Source organism: Serratia sp. BNK-4 (genome assembly GCF_048685115.1).
Lineage (GTDB): Bacteria > Pseudomonadota > Gammaproteobacteria > Enterobacterales > Enterobacteriaceae > Serratia > Serratia bockelmannii.
This window is the reverse complement of sequence record NZ_JBLQTM010000001.1, coordinates 201,152-225,385: the sequence shown is the minus strand read 5'-3', so window position 1 is coordinate 225,385 and position 24,234 is coordinate 201,152. Positions and strand designations below refer to the sequence as shown.

General features: G+C 58.8%; 19 protein-coding genes and 1 tRNA gene. 13 read left to right on the top strand and 7 right to left on the bottom strand.

The window, feature by feature from the left end; all coding sequences use genetic code 11:
- Window positions 1-257: 257 nt before the first annotated feature.
- Together ACMGGW_RS01040 and ACMGGW_RS01035 are read right to left on the bottom strand one after the other, a co-directional pair.
- The gene (locus ACMGGW_RS01040) at window positions 258-1,517 is read right to left on the bottom strand and encodes a tyrosine-type recombinase/integrase (protein ID WP_420279124.1); all 1,260 of its coding nucleotides are present in this window, start codon (window positions 1,515-1,517) and stop codon (window positions 258-260) included.
- Window positions 1,518-1,681: 164 nt separating this feature from the next.
- A tRNA-Leu gene (locus ACMGGW_RS01035) sits at window positions 1,682-1,766 on the bottom strand.
- 279 nt (window positions 1,767-2,045) lie between these two features.
- On the opposite strand from ACMGGW_RS01035, the gene deoC reads away from it, so the two are divergent.
- The 5 genes from deoC (at window position 2,046) to ACMGGW_RS01010 (ending at window position 7,984) form a co-directional block, all read left to right on the top strand.
- Window positions 2,046-2,759: a deoxyribose-phosphate aldolase gene (gene deoC, locus ACMGGW_RS01030; protein ID WP_394853086.1), complete on the top strand. Its 714-nt coding sequence runs from the start codon at window positions 2,046-2,048 to the stop codon at window positions 2,757-2,759.
- 66 nt (window positions 2,760-2,825) lie between these two features.
- Complete coding sequence (locus tag ACMGGW_RS01025; protein ID WP_197832120.1) at window positions 2,826-4,355, top strand: xylulokinase; 1,530 nt, start codon at window positions 2,826-2,828, stop codon at window positions 4,353-4,355.
- Window positions 4,352-5,683, top strand: a complete 1,332-nt coding sequence (fucP, locus tag ACMGGW_RS01020; protein WP_197832119.1) for an L-fucose:H+ symporter permease — start codon at window positions 4,352-4,354, stop codon at window positions 5,681-5,683. The genes ACMGGW_RS01025 and fucP overlap by 4 nt, the downstream gene beginning before the upstream one ends.
- Window position 5,684: 1 nt before the next feature.
- Window positions 5,685-6,077 carry a VOC family protein gene (locus tag ACMGGW_RS01015; RefSeq protein WP_049208826.1) on the top strand — a complete coding sequence of 131 codons (393 nt, stop codon included), beginning with the start codon at window positions 5,685-5,687 and terminating at the stop codon, window positions 6,075-6,077.
- Window positions 6,078-7,291: 1,214 nt separating this feature from the next.
- Complete coding sequence (locus ACMGGW_RS01010; protein ID WP_080352488.1) at window positions 7,292-7,984, top strand: acyl-homoserine-lactone synthase; 693 nt, start codon at window positions 7,292-7,294, stop codon at window positions 7,982-7,984.
- Here ACMGGW_RS01010 and ACMGGW_RS01005 read toward each other — a convergent pair whose 3' ends face one another.
- Window positions 7,985-8,701: a helix-turn-helix transcriptional regulator gene (locus ACMGGW_RS01005; protein ID WP_033636878.1), complete on the bottom strand. Its 717-nt coding sequence runs from the start codon at window positions 8,699-8,701 to the stop codon at window positions 7,985-7,987. It abuts the gene before it with no gap.
- Between the two features lie 200 nt (window positions 8,702-8,901).
- Between ACMGGW_RS01005 and ACMGGW_RS01000 the strand changes: the two genes are divergently transcribed.
- A complete protein-coding gene (locus ACMGGW_RS01000; RefSeq protein ID WP_033636877.1) occupies window positions 8,902-9,660 on the top strand; it encodes a DeoR/GlpR family DNA-binding transcription regulator in 759 nt (252 codons plus the stop codon).
- A gap of 61 nt (window positions 9,661-9,721) precedes the next feature.
- Here ACMGGW_RS01000 and lptG read toward each other — a convergent pair whose 3' ends face one another.
- The gene (gene lptG, locus ACMGGW_RS00995) at window positions 9,722-10,792 is read right to left on the bottom strand and encodes an LPS export ABC transporter permease LptG (RefSeq protein ID WP_019453290.1); all 1,071 of its coding nucleotides are present in this window, start codon (window positions 10,790-10,792) and stop codon (window positions 9,722-9,724) included.
- Window positions 10,792-11,886, bottom strand: a complete 1,095-nt coding sequence (gene lptF, locus ACMGGW_RS00990; protein ID WP_025305120.1) for an LPS export ABC transporter permease LptF — start codon at window positions 11,884-11,886, stop codon at window positions 10,792-10,794. Before lptF ends, lptG begins: the two co-directional genes overlap by 1 nt.
- Window positions 11,887-12,168: 282 nt before the next feature.
- Here lptF and pepA point away from each other — a divergent pair, with 282 nt between their 5' ends.
- The 5 genes from pepA (at window position 12,169) to ACMGGW_RS00965 (ending at window position 19,641) form a co-directional block, all read left to right on the top strand.
- Window positions 12,169-13,680, top strand: a complete 1,512-nt coding sequence (gene pepA / locus ACMGGW_RS00985) for a leucyl aminopeptidase (protein ID WP_004933352.1) — start codon at window positions 12,169-12,171, stop codon at window positions 13,678-13,680.
- Between the two features lie 84 nt (window positions 13,681-13,764).
- Window positions 13,765-14,214, top strand: coding sequence for a DNA polymerase III subunit chi (locus ACMGGW_RS00980; protein WP_025305119.1), 450 nt, complete (start codon window positions 13,765-13,767; stop codon window positions 14,212-14,214).
- 12 nt (window positions 14,215-14,226) lie between these two features.
- A complete protein-coding gene (locus tag ACMGGW_RS00975; protein ID WP_049208824.1) occupies window positions 14,227-17,103 on the top strand; it encodes a valine--tRNA ligase in 2,877 nt (958 codons plus the stop codon).
- A 200-nt stretch (window positions 17,104-17,303) separates the two neighbouring features.
- Window positions 17,304-17,807, top strand: a complete 504-nt coding sequence (locus tag ACMGGW_RS00970; RefSeq protein WP_004933360.1) for a GNAT family N-acetyltransferase — start codon at window positions 17,304-17,306, stop codon at window positions 17,805-17,807.
- A gap of 226 nt (window positions 17,808-18,033) precedes the next feature.
- The gene (locus tag ACMGGW_RS00965) at window positions 18,034-19,641 is read left to right on the top strand and encodes a GMC family oxidoreductase (RefSeq protein ID WP_164100042.1); all 1,608 of its coding nucleotides are present in this window, start codon (window positions 18,034-18,036) and stop codon (window positions 19,639-19,641) included.
- Window positions 19,642-19,656: 15 nt separating this feature from the next.
- Here ACMGGW_RS00965 and miaE read toward each other — a convergent pair whose 3' ends face one another.
- Together miaE and rraB are read right to left on the bottom strand one after the other, a co-directional pair.
- On the bottom strand, window positions 19,657-20,421 hold the full coding sequence (miaE, locus tag ACMGGW_RS00960) for a tRNA isopentenyl-2-thiomethyl-A-37 hydroxylase MiaE (protein ID WP_015376459.1): 765 nt from the start codon (window positions 20,419-20,421) through the stop codon (window positions 19,657-19,659).
- Window positions 20,422-20,599: 178 nt separating this feature from the next.
- On the bottom strand, window positions 20,600-21,025 hold the full coding sequence (rraB, locus tag ACMGGW_RS00955; protein WP_025305115.1) for a ribonuclease E inhibitor RraB: 426 nt from the start codon (window positions 21,023-21,025) through the stop codon (window positions 20,600-20,602).
- 162 nt (window positions 21,026-21,187) lie between these two features.
- Here rraB and argF point away from each other — a divergent pair, with 162 nt between their 5' ends.
- The gene (argF, locus tag ACMGGW_RS00950; RefSeq protein WP_049294756.1) at window positions 21,188-22,207 is read left to right on the top strand and encodes an ornithine carbamoyltransferase; all 1,020 of its coding nucleotides are present in this window, start codon (window positions 21,188-21,190) and stop codon (window positions 22,205-22,207) included.
- Between the two features lie 196 nt (window positions 22,208-22,403).
- Window positions 22,404-23,972 carry an ABC transporter substrate-binding protein gene (locus ACMGGW_RS00945; protein ID WP_025305113.1) on the top strand — a complete coding sequence of 523 codons (1,569 nt, stop codon included), beginning with the start codon at window positions 22,404-22,406 and terminating at the stop codon, window positions 23,970-23,972.
- Window positions 23,973-24,234: the final 262 nt, after the last annotated feature.

The window sequence follows — 24,234 nt, the reverse complement described above, 5'->3', positions numbered from 1 at the left end:
AAAAAGAGCTTTTTCTCTGGCTAGCGGGTATCAAATTGCGTGTGCATGCATAGGGTGCATGATTTTGCATGTGGGAAGATGCAATCTTTATCCCCCACCGCGCCAGTACAGGCAAGGCCTGCGGCCCATCATGCAGGTGCATGAAAAGCGACACATAAAGCGGGCAGGCGTGGCGGGGGTAGCATTGCGCGCCAGGGGGTTTTAACGATTTATTGGCAGAATTTTGGGGGGTGGTAATGGAACGCCATTATGCAGCCTTATTTTTTTATGCGGGCAAAATCATACGGAGCTATACCTGCTTCTTTATTTGCATCCAGATAATCAGCCCACCATTGGATCATCAGCCTACGCTCATCTAAGTGCACAGAAGTATGAATGTAAGCAGCCCGCACGTTATTACGCTCAGAATGACTAAGCTGACGCTCTATTGCATCATCGCTCCACAGTCCAGACTCCCCCAAAGCACCACGAGCCATAGTCCTAAAACCATGCCCACACACCTCCGTTTTGGTGTCATATCCCATTGCACGCAGGGCGTTATTCACCGTGTTTTCGCTCATGACTTTTTTTGGATCATGGTCACCTGGAAAAAGTCGCTCATTATCGCCACTTAGCTCTTTCAATCTGTCCAGCAAGATCAACGCTTGGAGACTGAGTGGAACAATATGCTCTTCTTTCATCTTCATACCACGGTGCGAATAGCGAACCCCTCTGATTTCTTCTCTTTGCGCCGGTATGCGCCAGCAAGCTTTATCAAAATCGAACTCATCCCAGCGGGCGAAACGCAGCTCACTAGAACGCACAAAGGTGAGTAAAGAAAGCTCTACGGCGATGCGTGTCATGAGACGTCCCCGATAAGCGGCAAGCCGTGCGAGGAACTCGGGGAAACGATGTGGCGGCAATGCTGGATAGTGCCTGGCTTTAGTCGTTGCCAATGCCCCGGCCATGTCGCTGGCAGGATTAGAATTAATATAATCGTTCTGTACAGCATAACGCATGATGGCCGTAACGCGCTGTTGCAGTCGCTGCGCTACGTCGTGCTTACCGCTGGCATCAACAGCCTTAATCGGTGCTAAGAGATGGCTGGTTTTAAGACCACGAATATCAGCTGCACCAATGTGCGGGAAAATATACAGTTCCAAATAACGAAGCACTCTCGCCCGGTGATCTTCACTCCAGCGTTTGTTGTTGGCATGCCATTCTCGGCCAATGGTCTCGAACATGTATGCGCCCGCAGTTTCCGCCTGAGCTTCCCTTTCTTCTGCTTTTGGATCTAATCCTTGTACCAACAGCTTTTTGGCTTCATCTCTTTTGCTACGTGCCTCGGCAAGACTAACCGTCGGCCAAACACCGAAAGCAAGCCGATCCTCTTTTTTATCGCTAGGGCGGCGGTACTTCATTCGCCAATACTTGGAACCTTTCGTTGTAACTTCGAGATACAAACCGCCGCCATCGGCCATTTTGTAGGTTTTCTCTTTGGGCTTTGCGGTCTCGACCTGGCGGGCGTTTAGCTTCATTTTGGGGGCACATTTTCTATCGAAGTGGAGATGCCCCCAATTATGCCCCCAGTACCCCCTGGATTTCAACGGACGGTCTCGGACAATGGCGGACGCCAGAAAGGCTACGATTATTGATTTTAAAGGATTTTTTGGACTTCGTCGGACGACTACGGAAGGGGGAATGGTGCCGAAGGCCGGACTCGAACCGGCACGTATCTCTACGGTTGATTTTGAATCAACTGCGTCTACCGATTTCGCCACTTCGGCACTGAAGTAGTATGCGGAAAACGGGTGCATTATACCTTCCCGCGATCGGTGCGCAAGAGTTATCAGGCATTCAATGAGTTAAATGTTGAAAAAAGCGTCACAATCCCCGTTTACCCTCTTATTGCGGCGTTTACCGCATCTTCCTCCCGCTCTTTCACGCCCCTCACTCCAAAACCGCAGATCCGATCACAATTTCACCAAATGCTGATTTTAAAGCCATATGAAAGAGAATAAGGTGAATAAATAAAATCAAATGAAAATAAAAGAAGGATAAACGCAATGAATGAAACAACCAGAAGCATGGCCAGATTGATCGATCTGAGCGCAGTGCAGGCCACCAATACCGAGGAAGACGTGCGCCACTGCGCCGCGCTGGCCTGCCGCTATCGCATCATCTCGGTGCACGTACTGCCCTGCTGGACGCGTTTCCTCAGCACCCTGCTGCCGGAGCGCGGTCAGGCGGGCGTGATGATTGGCGGGCCAGTCGGCTTTCCCGGCGGCGGGCAGACTACCGACCTCAAGGTGCAGGAGGTACGCCAGCTGATCGCCGAGGGCGCGCGCGAGGTCGATATGGTGGTGAACATCGGCAAGGTGCTATCGGGGGATTACGACTACGTGCGTGAAGATCTGCGCCGAGTAGTCGAGGCCGCCGCACCGGTGCCGGCCAAAGTCATTCTGGAGACGCACTATCTGAACGAGCAGCAGATCCGTCGGGTGTGCGATATCGCCGTCGAAGTCGGCATGGTCTGGGTGAAAACCTCCACCGGCTGGGCACCGACCGGCGCCACGGTAGAGAAAGTGGCGATCATCGCCGATCAGTTGCGTGGCCGCATCCAGATCAAAGGGGCCGGCGGCATTCGCGATTTGGACACGGTGCGCGCGTTGTATCGGCTGGGCGTACGCCGCTTTGGCATGAGCGCGGCGGCCACCCAGCGCGTGCTGGAGCAGCTCGAACAGGATCCAGGTCTGTTCCCAGAACTGAACGATAACTAAATCCTGCGCGATCCCAGCACACGCTTCTGCGGGTGGCCCGCGCCATCCGCCACGGGAGTGATAACAATGAAAGATTTACTTCTTACCCTTGATATTGGCACCGGCAGCACCCGCGCCGGGCTGGTCACCAACACCGGGGAAATCCTTGGCTTCGCGCAGCGCGAGTACGAGCAGATCACGCCGCAGGCCGGTTGGTCGGAACAACCGCCTTCACTGTGGTGGCAGAGTGTCTGCCAGTGTACGCAGGAGCTGTACGCGCGCTACGCCGAATACTGGCCGCGTATCGCCGCCGTCGGTGCCTGCGGGCAAATGCACGGCACGGTCTTGCTCGATGCCGACGGCGAGCTGGTCGTCGATCGCGCCATGCTGTGGAACGACAAACGCGCGCAGCCGCAGGTGGCACGCTTTAGCCACCAACAGCCGCCGCAGCCCTGGCTCGAACTGTTGAACAATCCCCCCACCGCCGCCTGGCCGGCGTTCAAGCTGGCCTGGCTGTGTGAGCATCACCCATCGCAGTGGGAGCGCATCGCCACGGTGTTGATGCCTAAGGATTACGTCAATTTCCGGCTCTGCGGCGTACGCGCCACCGACTACAGTGAAGCCTCCTGCTATTACCTGATGGACAGCGCCACGCTGCAGTGGTCGCCAGAGGCGCTACGGCAGTTCGGGCTGCGCGCCGATCAGCTGCCCGCCATCCACCTCTCCAGCGAGGTGATTGGCCACATTACGCCCGCAGCGGCACGCGTGACCGGTCTGCCGCCGGGCGTGCCGGTGGTAGCGGGCACGGCGGATATGGCCGCTACCCTGCTCGGTTCCGGCGTCTATCAGGCCGGCATCGCCTCCGACAGCACCGGCACCTCCACGCTGCTCACCGTGGTCTCGGAACACCCGCTGCTCTCTGCCAGCGTCAACAACCTGCACCTGGCCAACTCGGCCTGGGGCGGTTTTACCCTGCTTGATGCCGGTGGCGACGCCATGCGCTGGGCGCGTTCGGCGCTGAGCGCCGGCCAACTCAGCCATCAGCAGATGCTCGATATGGCGGCCGAGGTGCCGCCGGGTGCCGAGGGGCTGCTGTTCCTGCCCTACCTGACCGGCGAGCGGCTGGCGGAACACACCAACTCGCGCGCGCAGTTCTTCGGCCTGCAGCGCAAGCATAGGCAGCCGCATCTCTACCGCGCGGTGCTGGAAGGCGTAGCGCTGGCCTCCCTGCGTAATCTCCAGCAGCTCAGGCGCCACGCACAGGAGCCGGAGGCAATGATCGCCTCCGGCGGCGGCGCACGCAGCCCGCTGTGGCTGCAGATCAAAGCCTCGGTCTATAACCTGCCGCTGCTGCAGACGCGCAATCAGGAGAACGGCACCACCGGCTGCGCGATCGTCGCCGGGGTCGGCGTCGGGCTGTTCAGCAGTTTTGCCCAGGGGGTGAGCCGCACCGTCAGCATCGAGCGCGAATTTACTCCCGATCCGCGCCAGCACGAGCACTACCTGCGCTGCTTCGAGCTGTTCGAACAGCTCTACCGCCAGGCGCAGCCCCTCTACGAACAGCTTGACGTTATTAGCTCGTTCTCTTTTTCTCCGGATGAAGGAACACCGCAATGAGCGACTCTCTGATTAACAAGGGCGACATCGCGCCGCACGCCGCGGCCGAAAGTATCGACCGCAGCGCCTATCTTCCCGCCACGCCCTGGCTGCAGCTGATGCTGGTCTGCTGCCTGTTCGCCCTGTGGGGCATGGCCGGCAACCTGAACGATATTCTGATCGCCCAGTTCAAAAAAGGCTTCGATCTGTCGGATACCCAAACCGCACTGGTGCAGTCGATCTTCTTCCTCGGCTACTTCGTGATGGCGCTGCCCGCCGCAGCGGTGATCAAACGCTACTCGTACAAGGTGGCGATCGTGATCGGCCTGTGCCTGTACGCGCTCGGCTGTTTCCTGTTTATCCCGGCAGCGCAGATCATGACCTACGGCGCCTTCCTGGCCTGCCTGGGGGTGATCGCCACCGGGCTGTCGTTCCTGGAAACCTCCGCCAATACTTACTCCAGCCTGCTGGGGCCGCTGGAAACCTCCACCCAGCGCATCAACTTCTCGCAGATCTTCAACTCGCTGGGGATCATTTTTGGCGTATTGATCGGCCAGCAGCTGGTGTTCGGCAAAAACGATCCCAGCCATGCCGAGCTGCTGCAGATGCCACCGGCGGCGGCCGAAGCGGCACGCACCCAGATGGTGTCGCAGGTGGTCACACCTTATCTGATCATCGGCAGCGTGCTGATCGTGTTGGCACTGATCTTCGTGGCGGTGAAATTCCCCGCCTGTAAAACCCAACGCTCGCACCAGGGAGCAGGCAAGCCGCTGATGCAATCGCTGAAGATCCTGCTGGCGCTGCCGCGCTTCCGGTTGGGGGTGCTGTCGCAGTTCCTGTATGTCGGCGCGCAGGTAGGGCTGTGGAGTTTCACCATTCGTTTTGTGCAGATGATTGAACAGGGGGCAACCGAGCATTCAGCCACCTACTGGCTGCTGGCCACGCTGGTCTGTTACTCGGCCGGCAAGGTGGTCACCACCGCGCTGATGAAAAAGTTCAGCCCGGCGCGGCTGCTCGGCGTGTTTTGTTCGGTATGCGTGCTGCTGTTGCTGCTGGCCGTCAACATCCAAAGCCTGCTGGCGGTGGTGGCGATCATGGGCGTCAACTTTTGCATGGCGCTGTGCTGGCCAACCAACTTTGGCCTGACGATCAAAGGGCTGGGCGAAGAAACTCAGGTGGCCGGTTCGATCGTAGTGATGTCGATCATCGGCGGTGCGGTGGTGCCGTTAATCATGGGCATCATCTCCGATCTCAACGGCGGCGATATGCAGATCGCCTTCGCGGTGCCGCTGGTCTGCTTCGCCTACGTCGCCTTCTATGGCTTCTACTGCGCGCGCAAGGGGATTTGATATGGCACACCGAATTAACGGGCTGATGCACGTCGGTTTGCGCTGCGCCGATATCGAACGAGCCGCCGGCTTCTATCGTTCACTCGGTTTCGAACCCCGGCAAACGCTGGCGCTCAGCGGCCCCGTCACCGTACAGTTTTTGCAGTTGGGTGAGTTAACGCTGGAGTTATACCAGCTACCCGCCGAAGGGCTGACTCGCCCCGCCAGCGCCTATGGTATCGACCACATCGCTTTGCGGGTCACCGATCTGGCGGCCACGCAACGCTGGCTGGCGGATCTGGGCTATCCGGTGATTGAAGGGCCGACGCTGCAGCCCAGCGGCGCCAACGGCGTGCGCTATCTGATGATCGCCGGGCCGGACGGTGAGCGGGTGGAGTTCAGCCAACCGTTGTAATGTTTCTTCCCACATAGCACAAGGCCCGATGGCTGTTATAAGCCATCGGGCCTCATTCGCTTTTTTGTCAGCTCACGCGTCTTTATAACCTTGGCTCGCCGCTTGTCGGGTTATGCTTGTTACTCCCCCGATCTATGTAAACGATGCCAAATAATCCCGAACCGGGATAACAATGCTGAAAATAATTGCATCACAATAATTCAGCCAATAAAAAATATGTTTGCACAACATTTCGACAACACTATTTTTTCATCTACGGCAGTCATAACTGGAATAAGTCAATGGGAACGGGGTTGTCAGGGGAGAGATGTTATTTCTTGATATGGGATTTTATCTAGAACCAACAGAAAATAGCGTGCATACGTAACAAAACAGCAACCCAAAGCTAAAAACCAGCAGAGAACACTTGCCTCTGCTGAGTTGATAGCTTTAAGATGGTGTAAGAAAATTTTCCCTGGTGTTGGCCGATCTTGGCAGCCTGACCCTACGAGGTCAGGTTTTTTTTATGTTTTTTTCATCAAAAATTGACTAGAAAAGTGTATCGCCTTAGGGAGTTAGAAGCTAGTTAGACTAAAGTATAGTACCCTACTAGACCTTCATCAGTTCAGTTGGGTTATTATTTCACATAGCGGAAATCGGGTGCTAGCACTATTTTTCGCTCTGTATCTCAGCCGCCACGGCGTTCTATCAAGACCACCACACATTGCTCATTTCACCCAGCAGCCCAACATACCCGCAGAACCATCACGAAATAGCACCGTTCCTGTCATTACAATAATGTGATCTCTATCAGATATTTTTTAAGAGCGGACTTGGTCACGCAGGAGTACAGGTCCGAGGACATACTGTAAAAATCACACTGGCCGCCATTTTCACGCTTATTCCTCTGCGGGACGACGAAGTCATGCCTTATAGGCAAATCTTCAGTAGGAAAATATCACCAATTCACTATTAAAATAATTAAGACACCATTCATTATAAAATCACCAGTTAATATTTCGCCATGGCAGACAAGGCCGGGCAGCCCATGATAGCAATTCTGGAATCCTCTCCTGTCTTTAATCGGCCAGGCCGTTCAATTTCGCCGGCCTGCTGTGTTCACTGTGCCATTGCCCTGAAACTGCCTCGCGGCACGGCATAATAAGGTTAGCGCCGATCGCTTAAAAAGCCTTATCATTCTCACGCACCGGCATGCTCGTAGTGAAACTTCGCTGATGTTACTGGATAAAGTTATTTCTCTTAATTTATTCAAAGGTAACATTATGTTTAATATTTACAGCACCAACTACGCATCAATGAGCACCGAAAAATCAGCAGAACTTTATGTTTTAAGGAAAAATGTCTTTAAAGACAGGCTGCAATGGGCCGTGAACTGTTCAGACGGCAAGGAGCTGGATGAGTTTGATAATGATAAGACAAACTATATATTTGGCGTAAAGGACAACATGATAGTTTGTGGTACCAGGATGATTGATATGAAACACAAGAATATGCTGAACAGCGCATTTTCCTCTTTCTTTCATGACATCGTCATTCCAGAAGGGAATTTCATCGAATCCACACGCTTTTTCGTCGATAAAGAAAGAACCCAGTCACTGCTGGGTCGCCGGTTCCCTGTGACTCTGGCGCTGTTCTTATCGCTGATCAACTATGCGCGGCAACACGGCTATGACGGCATACTGGCCGTCTCCAGCCATCCGATGTTGCATATCATCAAAAGCTCCGGCTGGAACGTCACGCTGCTGAAGACAGGCATATCGGAAAAGAACGAGCCCGTTCATTTGCTGTTGGGCCACGTTGATCGTCAGAGCCAGGAGGCATTAAAAAACAAAATATTCAAAAAGTTGAATACGCAAGACGAGCACATGCTAAACGCCTGGCCGTTGAGCGACGAACCTGCATTCTAATCACCCCACCGGTTTAATCAGCTGAAGTTCCATCCCTAAACGGATAGCATGCCGGGCATTCGCCACCCCCAGCTTTTTGACAATGTTCCCCATATGAAACTTGATGGTGCAGGTTTTGATCCCCAGGATCATACCCATTTCCTGGTAGGTTTTCCCTACGCTGGCCCAATAGAGGATCTCGTTTTCTCTCTCGGTAAAACGGGCGTTTTTTTCTTGGCGCGCGGTGTTTTTTTCGGACAGTGAGGTCAGCGTCAAATACATCTCATGGGTCGATGCCAACAGCAATGAAATATCGCCTTTATGCTGATTCAGCATCTGCATGGTTTCCGCCTTGCGCTCGGCAGCGAGGGTAAAGGAAAGGGTCACCAGATTATTATTAAAATCATGCAACACGAAGGTATAGCCGTCGGCTACGCCGAATTCGCGTGCTTGCTCGAACAACTCAGAAAAGCGGAAGCCGGCACCGGCCATCAGATTTTCATCCCAGGCAAAAGGCGTCAGGCGATTGAGCGCCGTAATGACTACCGGATCGGTATATTGTAGCCCTTGTTCTTTATATTGCTTTACCCATTCACCGGGATAATTGGTGACGCCAAAGATACATGACATATCTTTCTTGGATAACACCACGTAGGCCCAGATAAGCTCGCCGAAATCGCCTAATGCCGCTTCCAGATGCTTGCTGATAATGTGACTGATATTCTCTTCATATTCCATTAACTGCCTGCCCCGCTACCCAATACGCTGCTGGGTAGACTATACCAAAAAGGATCGACGCGCCGTAACCTTCACATCTCGCACAGATAATGCCCGGTGGAATATTGCCCTCGGTGGCCGGCAAGCGCTTTGCCTGCCGCCGATACGCGGGGTATATTAGCCGCACGTCCATTGTGCCTGTCAGGAGTGAATGAGTGAGCATGTTCGCAGAAGAGCGCCAGGAAAAACTCCTCGCCATTCTCAAGGAGAAGCGCAAGCTCTCCGTGGGGGAAATGAGCTCGCGCTTTAACGTCTCCGGCGCCACCATCCGCACCGATCTGCGCATTCTGGAAGACGCCGGTATGCTGACACGCACCCACGGCGGCGCCATTCTGCGCACCCGCGCCAGCTTCGAGGTCGGCTCTGATCAGCGTGAAGAGGTGAACCTCAGCGCCAAGGAGCAAATCGGTCAATTGGCCGCCGGCCTGGTGGAAGACGGCGACATCATCGTATTGGATACTGGCACCACCACCCTGCAGATCGCCCGCCATCTGCGCCAGCGCCGCAACCTGACCGTGGTCACCAACGATTTCATGATCGCCAAGAGTCTGGAAGACGTCGAATCGATCCAGATCATCCTGCTGGGTGGCATCGTCAAAAAGGGTTATCACTGCGCGGTCGCCATCAACGGCCGTTCGCTGCTGGATACGCTGAACATCGACAAGGCGTTTATGGGTGCCAACGCATTGTCGCTGAAACAAGGCGCCTGTGTGGCCGACATCATGCTGGCCGAAACCAAGCGCGCGATGGTGGAGCATGCCAATCAAGTGATCGTAGTGTGCGATCACTCCAAGCTGAGCAACACCTCGCTGGCGCAGTTCGCCTCCCCTGCACAGATCGATACCCTGGTGCTGGATCGCCTGCCGGAAGACGCGCAGGCCTATCAGGATGCCGGCATCGCGCTGCTGAGCGTTAGCTAATCCTCCCAACAAAAAAGGCGCGGCCCCACGGCCGCGCCTTTCTTCACTACCGATCGCCCCGCTACTTGCGTTTGAGCAGCATATACACGCTGATCAGCAGGAACAGCATGCTCGGCAGCAGCGCGCCCAGCACCGGCGGCATGCTGTAGACCATGCTCAGCGGGCCGAAGATCTGATCCAGCACGTAGAACAGGAAGCCGAAGCTGATGCCGGTCACCACGCGGATGCCCATCGGCACGCTGCGCAGCGGGCCGAAGATGAACGACAGCGCCATCAGCATCATCACCGCCACCGACAGCGGCGAGAAGATTTTGCTCCACATGTTGAGCTGGTAACGGTTGGATTCCTGGCCGCTCTGCTTCAGGTACTTCACGTAGTTGTGCAGCCCGCTGATGGAGAGCGAATCCGGATCCAGCGCCACCACGCCCAGCTTGTCCGGGGTTAGGTTAGTTTTCCATTCGCCGGTCAGCGTCTGGGTGCCGGTCACCTGTTTCGGGTTGGTCAGATCCGAGGTGTCCACCTGCGAAAGCTGCCACAGGCCGTTCTCGAAGCTGGCGGTAGCGGCATAGCGCACCGTTTCCAGGCGACGCTGATCGTTGAAGTGGTAGATGTTCACGCCGGAGAGTTCTTTGTCGCCGGAGACGCGCTCGATGTAGATGAAGTCGTTGCCGTCCTTCGCCCACAGCCCGCTCTTGGTGGAGAGCAGCGAGCCGCCGTACATCTGCTGGGCGCGGTAGTTGCGCGCCATCTGCTCGCCCTGCGGCGCTACCCACTCGCCGATCGCCATGGTCAGCAGCACCAGCGGAATGGCGGTTTTCATCACCGAGCCGGCGATCTGCAGGCGGGTAAAGCCGGAAGCCTGCATCACCACCAGTTCGCTGCGCGTCGCCAGTTGGCCCAGGCCGAGCAGCGCGCCAAGCAGCGCCGCCATCGGGAAGAAGATCTCGATGTCTTTCGGCACGCTCAGCAGGGTGTACATGCCGGCGCTCAGCGCGGTGTATTCGCCCTGGCCGACCTTGCGCAGCTGATCGACGAACTTGATGATGCCGGACAGCGACACCAGCATGAACAGCGTCATGATGATGGTGTTGAAAATCGTTTTGCCGATATACCGGTCTAATACGCCAAACATCAGGCCGCTCCTCTCAGGCGTGCGCGCAGCTTGCGCATCGGCACGGTATCCCACAGGTTCAGCGCCAGCGCGATCGCCAAGTAAACGCCGTTAACCAGCCACAGCCACAGCATCGGATCCAGCTTGCCCTTGCCGGCGTTGGAGCGCAGCGAGGTCTGCAGCAGGAAGAAGATCAGATACAGCAGGATGGCCGGCAGCATGCTCAGCACGCGGCCCTGGCGCGGGTTCACCACGCTGAGCGGCACCACCAGCAGCGCCATCAGCGCCACCGAGACCACCAGCGTCAGGCGCCAGTGCAGCTCGGCGCGCGCGTCCGGATCGTCGGATTCCCACAGCGTCTGCATCGACATCTGTTCGGATTCGGTGTTATCCGCCGCCACGGTGCGGTGGCCAATCACCGCCTTGTAGTCGGTGAAGTCGGTAATGCGGAAGTCGCGCAGCAGCGCGGTGCCTTCAAAGCGGGTACCCTTGTCGAGCGTCACCACCTGCGAGCCGTCTTTCTGCTGCACGATGTTGCCGTGCTCGGCCACCACCACCGACGGGCGTTGGTTGCCGTTCGGCCGCAGCTGCGCCAGGAACACGTCGTTGAAGGTGCTGCCCTTCACGTTGCCGATAAACAGCACCGCGTTGCCATCCTGCGAGGGTTTGAACTGCCCTTCCGCCAGCCCGGCGATGCTCGGGTTGGCCTTGGCTTCGTTCACCACCACGTCCTGATAACGCGAAGCCCAGGGGCCGGCCCAAAACACGTTCACCGCCGCGATCGCAGAGGTGAGCAGCGCCAGGATCATGGCGGCGATAATCAGGGTGCGCTTGCCCAGCCCGCAGGCGTGCATAACGGTGATTTCGCTCTCGGTATACAACCGCCCAAGCGTCATCAGCAAGCCGAGAAACAGGCTCAAAGGCAGGATGAGCTGCGCCATTTTCGGCACGCCCAACGCGAGCAGAGAGAGTACTAAGTTTGTCGGGATATTGCCGTCCACCGCGTCGCCCAACACCCTGACCAAATTCTGACAAAAGAAGATCAGAAGCAGGATGAACAGGATGGCGATTTGGCTCTTGAGCGTTTCCCGTACCAGATATCTTATGATGATCACGCTTATTACGCCTGTGAAAACTTGTCTTTTTGCAGGAAAATCGATAATTTCATCGTTAATCCGCCATTTATTCTCATCATATGGCAACCTTCACAGCTAAAATAGTATTACAACATCAAGCCGTTTGGGTGTCCTATAGGAACTTGCTTATAGTCGCCAAAACAGAGCAATTTATGCCGTTCAGGTTAACATAATCCGTTAACTCAAATGGCAGGAGATCGTTACGGAGTCGGTTATTCTAGCCGTAGCGTCCGCCTTTGTCTTTAAGATTCAGGAGAGTGCATGGAGTTCAGTGTAAAAAGCGGTAGCCCGGAAAAACAGCGCAGTGCCTGTATTGTAGTCGGCGTTTTCGAACCGCGCCGCCTGTCCCCTATCGCAGAACAACTCGACAAAATCAGTGATGGTTATATCAGCGCATTGCTGCGCCGTGGCGAACTGGAAGGCAAGGTCGGGCAGACGCTGCTACTGCACCATGTGCCCAACATTCTCTCCGAGCGCATCCTGCTGATCGGCTGCGGCAAAGAGCGCGAGCTCGATGAGCGCCAATACAAGCAGGTGATCCAGAAAACCATCAATACCCTCAACGACACCGGCTCGATGGAAGCGGTCTGCTTCCTGACCGAACTGCACGTGAAAGGCCGCAACACCTACTGGAAAGTGCGTCAGGCGGTAGAAACCGCCAAAGAGACGCTCTACACCTTCGATCAGCTGAAAAGCAACAAAGTGGAGCCGCGTCGTCCGCTGCGCAAAATGGTGTTCAACGTGCCGACCCGCCGTGAGCTCACCAGCGGCGAGCGCGCGATTCAGCACGGTCTGGCGGTGGCTTCCGGCATCAAGGCGGCCAAAGATCTCGGCAACATGCCGCCGAACATCTGTAACGCTGGCTACCTGGCCTCGCAGGCCCGCCAGTTGGCGGACGCCTTCAGCACCAACATCACCACCCGCGTCATCGGCGAACAGCAGATGAAAGAGCTGGGCATGAACGCCTATCTGGCGGTCGGCGCCGGTTCGCAGAACGAATCATTGATGTCGGTGATGGAATATAAGGGCAACCCAAATCCGGACGCTAAGCCGATCGTGCTGGTAGGTAAAGGGCTGACCTTCGACTCCGGCGGCATCTCGATCAAACCGGCCGACGGCATGGACGAGATGAAATACGACATGTGCGGCGCGGCGACCGTGTACGGCGTGATGCGCGTGGTGGCGGAGCTGAACCTGCCGCTGAACGTGATCGGCGTGCTGGCCGGCTGTGAAAACATGCCGGGCGGCCGGGCGTATCGTCCGGGCGACGTGCTGACCACCATGTCCGGCCAGACCGTCGAGGTGCTCAACACCGACGCCGAAGGCCGCCTGGTGCTGTGCGACACCCTGACCTACGTCGAGCGCTTCGAGCCGGAGCTGGTGATCGACATCGCCACCCTGACCGGCGCCTGCGTGATCGCCTTGGGCCACCACATCACCGGCCTGATGTCGAACCACAACCCGCTGGCGCACGAGCTGCTGGGCGCTTCCGAGCAGGCCGGCGACCGCGCCTGGCGCCTGCCGATGGCCGACGAGTACTACGAGCAGTTGGACTCCAACTTCGCCGACATGGCGAACATCGGTGGCCGCCCTGGTGGCGCCATCACCGCCGCCTGCTTCCTGTCGCGCTTCACCCGCAAGTACACCTGGGCACACCTGGATATCGCCGGCACCGCCTGGCGCTCCGGTAAAGCCAAGGGCGCGACCGGCCGCCCGGTGGCGCTGCTGTCGCAGTTCCTGCTCAACCGTGCAGGTCTGAACGGCGACGATTAAATCTGAGCGGTAATTCAGGTATAATCCCAAGGGGCACAGCATGCTGTGCCCCTACATTTTTTTATCGGCAGCGGTGGATCCTTAATGAAACAGGCGACGTTTTATTTGCTCGACAACGCGGAACCGTCAGGCGCGCTCAGCGCCCATGAGGCCGTGGCCTGCGCCGTTGCCGCCAGCGGCTTCCGTTCCGGCAAGCGGGTGCTGATCGCCTGCGAGAGCCAGGAGCAGGCCCAGCGGCTGGACGAAGCGCTGTGGCAGCGCGAGCCGCATGAATTCGTGCCGCACAATCTGGCCGGCGAAGGGCCGCACTACGGCGCGCCGGTGGAACTGTGCTGGCCCGGCAAGCGCGGCAATGCCCCGCGCGATCTGCTGATCGCCCTGCTGCCGCAGTTTGCCGATTTTGCTACCGCTTTCCATGAAGTGGTAGACTTCGTTCCTTACGAAGACACTCTGAAACAGTTGGCGCGCGACCGTTACAAGGCCTATCGCAGCGTCGGCTTCCATTTGACCACGGCTACGCCGCCAACTCACTGAATACGATAAAGAATGGAAAAGACAAACAGTCAGCTCGACACCGCATACGACCCAAAACAGATCGAACAGAAGCTGTACGATCACTGGGAGAATCAGGGTTACTTCAAGCCGAACGGCGACACCAGCCAGGAAAGCTTCTGCATCATGATCCCGCCGCCGAACGTCACTGGCAGCCTGCACATGGGCCACGCGTTCCAGCAGACCATCATGGACACCATGATTCGCTATCAGCGCATGCAGGGTAAAAACACCCTGTGGCAGGCGGGCACCGACCACGCCGGCATCGCCACCCAGATGGTGGTGGAGCGCAAGATCGCCGCGGAAGAAGGCAAAACCCGCCACGACTACGGCCGTGACGCGTTCATCGACAAAATCTGGCAGTGGAAGGCGGAATCCGGCGGCACCATCACCCGCCAGATGCGCCGTCTGGGCAACTCCGTGGACTGGGAGCGCGAGCGCTTCACCATGGACGAAGGCCTGTCGAACGCGGTGCGCGAAGTGTTTGTCCGTCTGCACAAAGAAGACCTGATCTACCGCGGCAAGCGCCTGGTGAACTGGGATCCGAAGCTGCGCACCGCCATCTCCGATCTGGAAGTGGAAAACCGCGAGTCCAAAGGCTCCATGTGGCACCTGCGCTACCCGCTGGCCGACGGCGCGAAAACCGCCGAGGGCAAAGACTATCTGGTGGTCGCCACCACCCGTCCGGAAACCGTGCTGGGCGATACCGGCGTGGCCGTCAACCCGGAAGATCCACGCTATAAAGACCTGATCGGCAAAGAGATCATTCTGCCGCTGGTCGGCCGCCGCATCCGCATCGTCGGCGACGAACACGCCGATATGGAAAAAGGCACCGGCTGCGTGAAGATCACCCCGGCGCACGATTTCAACGACTACGAAGTCGGCAAACGCCACGGCCTGCCGATGATCAACATTCTGACCTTCGACGGCGACATCCGTCAGGAAGCGGAAGTGTTCAACACCCTGGGCGAAGTCTGCACCGACTACTGCAACGAGATCCCGGCCGAGTTCCGCGGCCTGGAGCGCTTCGCCGCGCGTAAAGCGGTGGTTGCCGCCTTCGATCAGTTGGGCCTGCTGGACGAGGTCAAACCGCACGACCTGACGGTGCCTTACGGCGACCGCGGCGGCGTGGTGATCGAGCCGATGCTGACCGACCAATGGTACGTGCGCACCGCGCCGCTGGCCAAAGTGGCGGTGGAAGCGGTCGAACAGGGCGACATCCAGTTCGTGCCGAAGCAGTACGAAAACATGTACTTCAGCTGGATGCGCGACATTCAGGACTGGTGCATCTCGCGTCAGCTGTGGTGGGGCCACCGCATCCCGGCCTGGTATGACGTGAACGGCAAAGTCTACGTGGGCCGCAGCGAAGAAGAAGTGCGCAGCGAGAACAACCTGGGCGCCGACGTGGTGCTGACCCAGGACGAAGACGTGCTGGACACCTGGTTCTCGTCCGGCCTGTGGACCTTCTCTACCCTGGGCTGGCCGGAGCAGACCGAGGCGCTGAAAACCTTCCACCCGACCAGCGTGATGGTCAGCGGCTTCGACATCATCTTCTTCTGGATCGCGCGCATGATCATGCTGACCATGCACTTCATCAAGGATGAAAACGGCAAGCCGCAGGTGCCGTTCAAGACCGTCTACATGACCGGCCTTATCCGCGACGACGAAGGCCAGAAGATGTCCAAGTCGAAAGGCAACGTGATCGACCCGCTGGACATGGTCGACGGCATCTCGCTGGAAGATCTGCTGGAAAAACGCACCGGCAACATGATGCAGCCGCAGCTGGCGGAGAAAATCCGCAAGCGTACCGAGAAGCAGTTCCCGAACGGCATCGAGCCGCACGGCACCGACGCCCTGCGCTTCACCCTGGCGGCGCTGGCCTCGACCGGCCGCGACATCAACTGGGACATGAAGCGCCTGGAAGGCTACCGCAACTTCTGTAACAAGCTGTGGAACGCCAGCCGCTTCGTGCTGATGAACACCGAAGCGCACGACTGCGGCTTCAACGGCGGCGAGAAAGTGCTGTCGCTGGCGGATCGCTGGATCCTGGCCGAATTCAACCGCACGGTGAAAGCCTACCGCGAAGCGCTGGACACCTACCGCTTCGATCTGGCGGCCAACATCCTGTACGAATTCACCTGGAACCAGTTCTGCGACTGGTATCTGGAGCTGACCAAGCCGGTGGTGAGCAACGGCAGCGAAGCGGAACAGCGCGGCACCCGCCACACGCTGATCACCGTGCTGGAAGCGCTGCTGCGCCTGGCGCACCCGATCATTCCGTTCATCACCGAAACCATCTGGCAGCGCGTGAAGCCGCTGACCGGCACGACCGCAGACACCATCATGCTGCAGCCGTTCCCGGCCTACGACGCCGCGCTGGAAGACGAGCAGGCGCTGAACGATCTGGAGTGGATCAAGCAAACCATCATCGCCGTGCGCAACATCCGCGCCGAAATGAACATCGCGCCTAGCAAAACGCTAGACGTGCTGCTACGCAACTGCAGCGCCGACGCCCAGCGCCGCGTGCAGGAGAACCAAAGCTTTATCGCCCGTCTGGCGCGCCTGGAATCCATCGCGCTGCTGCCAGCCGGTGAGAAAGGCCCGGTCTCCGTCACCAAGCTGGTGGACGGCGCCGAGTTGCTGATCCCGATGGCCGGCTTCATCGACAAGGACGCCGAGATCGCGCGTCTGGCGAAAGAGATGGGTAAACTGGATGCGGAAATCGCTTCGATCGAAGGCAAGCTGGCGAACGAAGGCTTCGTGGCACGCGCGCCGGAGGCGGTGGTCGCCAAAGAACGCGATCGTCTTGCGGCCTGTAAAGAAGGCAAAGTGAAACTGCAGGAACAGCAGGCGACCATCGCCGCACTGTAATCCACCGGCTCACGCCAACGCCTGAAAAACAGCGGGGTCTTCCCCGCTGTTTTTTTATCGCCGTTGCATCCGGGCCGGGTTAGATGTTATTACAAGATATTACTGCTGCAGGGACGCCGCCGGGAAATAATCCCCGGCGCGTTTCGTGCTGCGATAAAAACGAAAAACGAACGTGGTCTCTTTCAATGGCGAGTGTAAACATGACAACAGCAACCCCGGCGCGCCTGCTGGTGCGCCCCATCACGGCGGAAGACAATCCCGCCATTGCTCACGTCATTCGCGAAGTCTCCGCCGAGCACGGCCTGACGGCGGATAAAGGCTATACCGTCTCCGATCCCAATCTGGACGCCCTGTATCAGCTCTACAGCCTGCCGCGCAGCGCTTACTGGGTGATCGAGGTGGACGGCCAGGTCGCCGGCGGCGGCGGCATCGCGCCGCTGCAGGGCGGTGCAGACGATATTTGCGAATTACAGAAGATGTATTTCCTGCCGGTGTTGCGCGGCAAAGGATTGGCGAAACGCCTGGCGCTGCAGGCGCTGGATTTCGCCCGCCAGCACGGCTTCCGCTGTTGTTACCTCGAGACCACCGCCAGCCTGACGCAGGCAGTTGCACTGTACGAACACCTGGGCTTCGAACACATCGACCACGCGATGGGCGCCACCGGCCACGTCGATTGCGAAGTCACCATGCTGAAAACGCTGTAATCGTCCCCCGTCTCTCTATCATGGCGCAGCGTGCTGCGCCATTTTATTAATATCGCAATCAATCAGTAAAACTCGCTATGACGCCGTTTTTCAAGCAGATAAACTGACGTTAAAAACCATAATGTAAATTTAATGTGAAGTTCGTTAATAAATTAACGATCGCAAATTGACCGCTTTTTCCCCCGCGTTACTCTGCCAGTATCCCAATCGCGCACGGAGAGTTGTCATGTCGGAAAATACCTTTGATTACATCATCGTCGGCGCCGGATCCGCCGGCTGCGTGCTGGCGGCGCAGCTGATCCGCCGCACCCAGGCGCGGGTGCTGCTGCTGGAAGCCGGCGGCGACGACAATAACCTGTTTATCAAGATGCCGGCCGGGGTGGCCAAGATCATCGCCAAAAAAAGCTGGCCCTACGAGACGGAACCGGAACCTCATGCAAATAACCGCCGCATGCAGATCGCGCAGGGCAAGGTGCTGGGCGGCAGCAGTTCGGTCAACGGCATGATCTACCTGCGCGGCCAGCCGCAGGACTACGACGACTGGGCCGAACGCTATGGCTGCGCCGGCTGGAGCTACCGGGATGTGCTGCCCTACTTCAAACGCGCCGAGGCCAATGAAAGCCTGTCCGACGACTACCACGGCGCCGACGGGCTGCTGCCGGTCAGCGAAAACCGCTACCGCCACCCGCTGAGCATGGCGTTTATCCGCGCCGGCCAGGAGCTGAACCTGCCCTATCGCAACGACTTCAACGGCGACAGCCAGCACGGCGTCGGTTTCTACCAAACCACCACCCACAACGGCGAACGCGCCAGCACCGCCCGCACCTACCTGAAGGCGGTGCGCGACGAACGGCGGCTGGTGGTGAAACTGAACGCCCTGGCGCATCGGCTGACCTTCGAGGGCAACGTCGCCACCGGCGTGGTCTACAGCCAGAACGGCGGCGCCGAAGTGACCGCACTCGCCACCAAAGAGGTGATCGTCAGCGCCGGCGCGGTCGGTTCGCCGAAGCTGCTGATGCTGTCCGGCATCGGCCCGCGCGACCACCTGCAGCAGCTGGGCATCGAGGTGCGGGCGGATCTGCCGGTGGGCAAAAACTTCCACGACCATCTGCACATGTCGATCAACGTCAGCACCCGCGAGCCGATCAGCCTGTTCGGCGCCGATCGCGGTCTGCAGGCGCTGAGCCACGGCGCGCAGTGGCTGGCGTTTCGCAGCGGCGTGCTCTCATCCAACGTGCTGGAAGGCGCCGCCTTCACCGACAGCCAGGGCGACGGCCGGCCGGACGTGCAGATCCACTTCCTGCCGCTGCTGGACAGCTGGGACGACGTGCCCGGCGAGCCGCTGCCGAACATTCACGGCTTCACGCTCAAGGTCGGCTACCTGCAGCCGAAGGCGCGCGGCGAAGTGCAGCTGCGCAGCAGCAACCCGCGCGATCCGGTCAAGCTGCACGCCAACTACCTCGGCCACCCGGACGATCTGGCCGGCAGCGTGCGCGCGGTGAAGTTCGGCCTGGATTTCCTGCAAACCGCGGCGCTGAAGCCGCTGATCAAAGACCTGCTGATGCCGCAGCCGGAGTGGACACGCGATGAAGCGCAGCTGGAAGAGTTCGTGCGCAACTTCTGCAAGACGGTGTATCACCCGGTGGGCAGTTGCCGCATGGGGCCGTCGCCACAGGACGCGGTGACCGATCCGCAGCTGCGGGTGCACGGTTTTGAACGGCTGCGGGTGATCGACTGCTCGGTGATGCCGCAGCTCACCAGCGGCAACACCAATGCGCCAACCATCATGCTGGCGGAAAAGGCGGTGGATCTGTTGCTGGGCGCGCCGCAGTAAGGGCGCGCTTCAACGTCAGGCGGCGGCGGGCACGCCGCTGTGGAAACGCAGCTCGCTGTCCGGCGACAGGATCAGCTCGGCTTCGAGGCGGCCGAAATGCGCCACCCGTTCGCTGATGTCGCCGCCGGCGATCTGCTCGGCCAATGTCAGGTAGTCCTGATAATGCCGCGCTTCGGATCGCAGCAGCGAGACGTAAAAGCGGTTCAGCTCATCGTCCAGGTGTGGCGCCAGTTTGGCGAAGCGTTCGCAGGATCGCGCTTCGATGTAGGCGCCGCAGATCAGTTTGTCGATCAGCGTCGCCGGATCGTGGGTGCGGATCTCGCGTATCATGCCCTTGGCGTAGCGGCTGGCGGTGATCTTGCGATACGGGATCCCGCGCGCCTGCATGATCTCCAGCACCTGCGAGAAGTGATGCAACTCTTCCTTGATCAACAGCACCATGCGATCCGCCAGATCCTGGCCGTAGGCCGAGCCGTTTTTCGGCAGGATCTTGCGGGTGAACTGGCCCTGGCGGAACAGCGTGTCCGGCGCGCCCTGCGCCTCGTGCAGAAACGCCTCGTAGGGCCGCAGCAGCGCCAACAGCGCGTCGCCGCTCTCTTTGTCCGCCACGTAGCGGCGGATCAGCCACATGCCGGTCTGTGCGGCTTTCAGCTCGCACACCAGGTGGTCGGTCAGCAACAGCTGCAGGTTTTCCGGACGGCGCGCGGCGTCGATCCAGGCGTCGGGAGTTTCACAGTGCAGGAAGCTTAAAATCGGGGCTAACAGGGATTGGTATGTCATCGGCTTCATTGCCCTATGTATTTCAAGTCGCAGCTAGGCGGCCAGCTCACTCATCCCCAGGAGCTTACTCAGGTAAGTGACTGGGGTGAGAGAGTGCAGCCAACAACGCTGCAGCTTGAAAGACGACGGGGATATCAGGGGCCGGCGAGAACCGGCCCATGTGAATAAGCGAGGTTAATTAGTGGCGTTTGCCGTCGTCGTCTTCGTCGATGTAGTCGCCGTCTTCGTCATCCTCACCGTCTTCACCGTTCGGATCTTCGAAGTAGGTGCCCCAGCCGTCGTAGTTGACGCCGCAGCGTTCCGCCAGCGCCACCAGCTGTTCTACCTGGGCGTCGATCAGCTCGGCGTTCAGGCCGACTTCGCTGATCACGTCGCAGCACATCACCATCGAACCGTCTTCCACTTCCAGCTCTTCGGCGTCGGTCACTTCGTAGCCCAGCTTGAAGGCTTCAACGGCGGCCTGCTCCAGAACCTCAAATTTCTCGGCGGACAGATGGTGCTCGATGGTGTAGAGCGCGTCCGGATCGCTGCCGTCTTCCAGCAGTTCTTCGATGATCAGGCGGGTCTCTTCACGTTGTTCTTCCAGCAATTCGCGGTTTGCCATGCCTATATCCTCAAGTCAAATGGCCTTCATTCCTTCTATTTTCACACACCGCCGACATTGCTTCCACGATAAACGTGAAAGATTTCCTCGCTGGGGTTGAAATTGAATATTCATACATATAAAGTGAATTTTAATTCAATTACACAATCAGGGAATCGGACTATGAGCACCGGCAATGCGTTCTACCAACGTCACTTTCTGAGGTTAATGGATTTCACCCCCGCCGAGCTGCAGGCGCTGCTGCGGCTTTCGGCCGATCTGAAACAGGCCAAGAAGCAGGGGCAGGAACAGCGCCGGCTGCAGGGCAAAAACATTGCGCTCATCTTCGAAAAAGACTCGACCCGCACGCGATGCTCTTTCGAAGTTGCCGCATTCGATCAGGGTGCGCAGGTGACCTATCTCGGCCCAAGCGGCAGCCAGATCGGCCATAAAGAGTCGATGAAAGACACCGCCCGGGTGCTGGGCCGCCTGTACGACGGTATTCAATACCGCGGCTACGGCCAGGCGCTGGTGGAAACCCTGGCGGAACACGCCGGCGTGCCGGTGTGGAACGGCCTGACCGACGAGTTCCACCCCACTCAGCTGCTGGCGGATCTGCTCACCGTGCAGGAACACCTGCCGGGCAAGGCGCTGAGCGAGGTGAAGCTGGCGTACGTCGGCGACGCGCGCAACAACATGGGCAACACGCTGCTGGAAGCCGCCGCGCTGGCGGGCATGGATCTGCGGCTGGTGGCGCCGAAGGCCTGCTGGCCGCAGCCGGAGCTGGTGGCCGAATGCCAGGCGCTGGCGCAGCAAACCGGCGCGAAACTCACCCTGACCGAAGACATCGCCGAAGGGGTGCAAGACGCCGACTTCCTCTACACCGACGTGTGGGTGTCGATGGGTGAACCGAAAGAGACCTGGCAGGAACGTATCGCGCTGCTGCGGCCGTATCAGGTCAACATGGCGATGCTGAAGCTGACCGGCAACCCGAACGTGAAGTTCCTGCACTGCCTGCCGGCTTTCCACGACGACCAAACCACGCTCGGCAAGCAGATGGCGCAGCAGTACGACCTGCACGGCGGCATGGAAGTGACCGACGAGGTGTTCGAATCGGCGCACAGCGTGGTGTTCGATCAGGCGGAAAACCGGCTGCACACCATCAAGGCGGTGCTGGTCGCCACGCTGAGCGAAACCCTCTGACACGCCTCCCCCTCCGCCCTGGCGCCCCCGGCCAGGGCGGCTAATATATTCCTGGAATATCAAATAGCGGATTAACCTTTGCCCGCCGCCGGCAAAGGTTCTACCGTGACAGGCCGACGGCGCCCGCGCCGTAAAAACCAACGATAACAAACCGTTCTCAGCGCCGCCTTGCGGCGCTTTCAGGGGATACACACCGATGAAAGCCAAACTCTTGCCGCTGTTCCTGCTCGCCGCCCTGCCCACCGCCACGTTAGCCGCCACGCCGCCGAATACGCTGGTGGTGGTGCAATCACTGGATGACATCGTCAGCCTCGATCCGGCGGAAGCCAACGAACTCTCCAGCATCCAGACGGTGCCCAGCCTGTATCAGCGTCTGGTGCAGGCGGACCGCGACGATCCGGCCAAGGTGGCGCCGGTGCTGGCGGAAAGCTGGCAGGGCGATGCGGCGGCTAAAACGCTGACGGTGAAACTGCGGCCGCAGGCGGCGTTTGCCTCCGGCAATCCGCTGACCGCCGACGACGTGATCTTCTCTTACAGCCGCGCGGTGAAAATGAACAAGTCGCCGGCGTTCATCCTCAACGTGCTCGGCTGGCAGCCGGACAACATCGACGCGCAGCTGAAGAAGATCGACGACCATACCGTGCAGCTGCGCTGGACGGCGGACGTCAGCCCGGCGGTGGCGCTGAATATCCTCTCGACGCCGATCGCCTCGATCGTCGACAGCAAGGCGGCGCTGGCCAACGTCAAAGACGGCGACTTCGGCAACGCCTGGCTGAAAATGCACTCCGCCGGCAGCGGTCCGTTCAAGATGCGCGTCTATCAGCCGCATCAGGCGATCGTGCTGGACGCCAACCCCACCTCGCCGGGCGACAAGCCGCAGCTGAAAAACATCATCATTAAAAACGTGCCGGATCCGGCCACCCGCCGCCTGCTGATCCAGCAGGGCGACGCTGATATCGCCCGCGAACTCGGCGCCGATCAGACCGACACGCTGAAGAACCAGCCGGGCGTCAAGGTGCTGGAGATCCCGTCCGCCGAGCAAAACTACCTGGTGTTCAACACCGGCAACGGCGCCAATCCGCTGCTGAACAACCCGGCCTTCTGGGAAGCGGCGCGCTATCTGGTGGATTATCAGGGCATCACCCAGGATCTGCTGAAGGGCCAATACTTCGTGCACCAAAGCTTCCTGCCGGTCGGGCTGCCGGGCGCGCTGGAGACCAACCCATTCAGCTACGATCCGGCCAAGGCGAAAGCCATCCTGGCCAAGGCGGGCATCACCCACGCCGCCTTTACGCTGGACGTAGAGAACAAGCCGCCGTTCATCACCATCGCGCAGGCGCTGCAGGGCAGCTTCGCCGCCGCCGGTGTGAAGGTCGAGCTGCTGCCGGCCGCGGGTAGCCAGGTTTACTCGCGCGTGCGCGCCAGGCAGCATCAGGCGGCGATCCGACTGTGGATCCCGGATTACTTCGACGCCCACTCCAACGCCAGCGCCTTCGCTTACAACGACGGCAAGAGCAGCACGGTGGCCGGGCTGAACGGCTGGCAGATCCCGCAGTTGAACCAGCAGACGCTGGCGGCGCTGGCCGAAGCCGATCCGGCCAAGCGCCGCGCGCTGTACACCGCCATGCAGCAGGAGCTGCAGCGCAGTTCGCCGTACGTGTTTATCGATCAGGCCAAAACCGAAGTGGTGCTGCGCGACAACGTCAAAGGCTATCAACAGGGGTTGAACGCCGACATGGTCTACTACGATCGCGTCAGCAAATAGCCGACGGGCGGCCATCGCCGGCCAATCGATTGCGGGGCGGCAAAAAACGGCGTTTTAACGCTTGCAGTGGCGAAAAGCGCGAGTATAATGCGCCACAATTTGCCAGGAGAAAGCATGAAAAACGACGTTTGTTTTGTTAGCCGCAATCGACAAAACCGACTGCCTATCGGCGGCCAGCTGCCGTTGTTTCTCCTGTTGCTAAACCGATCTTTTCAAGCCCCTCATTGAGGGGCTTTTTTTTGCCTTAAAAAGTCCCGCGCCA

Bases quoted from the DNA above. Each gene is read 5' to 3' on its own strand.
- ACMGGW_RS00980 (WP_025305119.1), top strand. From the start codon at position 13,765: ATGAAACAGGCGACGTTTTATTTGCTCGACAACGCGGAACCGTCAGGC.
- ACMGGW_RS00965 (WP_164100042.1), top strand. From the start codon at position 18,034: ATGTCGGAAAATACCTTTGATTACATCATCGTCGGCGCCGGATCCGCC.
- ACMGGW_RS01015 (WP_049208826.1), top strand. From the start codon at position 5,685: ATGGCACACCGAATTAACGGGCTGATGCACGTCGGTTTGCGCTGCGCC.
- miaE (WP_015376459.1), bottom strand. From the start codon at position 20,421: ATGACATACCAATCCCTGTTAGCCCCGATTTTAAGCTTCCTGCACTGT.
- argF (WP_049294756.1), top strand. From the start codon at position 21,188: ATGAGCACCGGCAATGCGTTCTACCAACGTCACTTTCTGAGGTTAATG.
- pepA (WP_004933352.1), top strand. From the start codon at position 12,169: ATGGAGTTCAGTGTAAAAAGCGGTAGCCCGGAAAAACAGCGCAGTGCC.
- fucP (WP_197832119.1), top strand. From the start codon at position 4,352: ATGAGCGACTCTCTGATTAACAAGGGCGACATCGCGCCGCACGCCGCG.
- deoC (WP_394853086.1), top strand. From the start codon at position 2,046: ATGAATGAAACAACCAGAAGCATGGCCAGATTGATCGATCTGAGCGCA.
- ACMGGW_RS00945 (WP_025305113.1), top strand. From the start codon at position 22,404: ATGAAAGCCAAACTCTTGCCGCTGTTCCTGCTCGCCGCCCTGCCCACC.
- ACMGGW_RS01000 (WP_033636877.1), top strand. From the start codon at position 8,902: ATGTTCGCAGAAGAGCGCCAGGAAAAACTCCTCGCCATTCTCAAGGAG.
- ACMGGW_RS01005 (WP_033636878.1), bottom strand. From the start codon at position 8,701: ATGGAATATGAAGAGAATATCAGTCACATTATCAGCAAGCATCTGGAA.
- rraB (WP_025305115.1), bottom strand. From the start codon at position 21,025: ATGGCAAACCGCGAATTGCTGGAAGAACAACGTGAAGAGACCCGCCTG.
- ACMGGW_RS01010 (WP_080352488.1), top strand. From the start codon at position 7,292: ATGTTACTGGATAAAGTTATTTCTCTTAATTTATTCAAAGGTAACATT.
- ACMGGW_RS00970 (WP_004933360.1), top strand. From the start codon at position 17,304: ATGACAACAGCAACCCCGGCGCGCCTGCTGGTGCGCCCCATCACGGCG.
- ACMGGW_RS01025 (WP_197832120.1), top strand. From the start codon at position 2,826: ATGAAAGATTTACTTCTTACCCTTGATATTGGCACCGGCAGCACCCGC.
- lptG (WP_019453290.1), bottom strand. From the start codon at position 10,792: ATGTTTGGCGTATTAGACCGGTATATCGGCAAAACGATTTTCAACACC.
- ACMGGW_RS01040 (WP_420279124.1), bottom strand. From the start codon at position 1,517: ATGAAGCTAAACGCCCGCCAGGTCGAGACCGCAAAGCCCAAAGAGAAA.
- ACMGGW_RS00975 (WP_049208824.1), top strand. From the start codon at position 14,227: ATGGAAAAGACAAACAGTCAGCTCGACACCGCATACGACCCAAAACAG.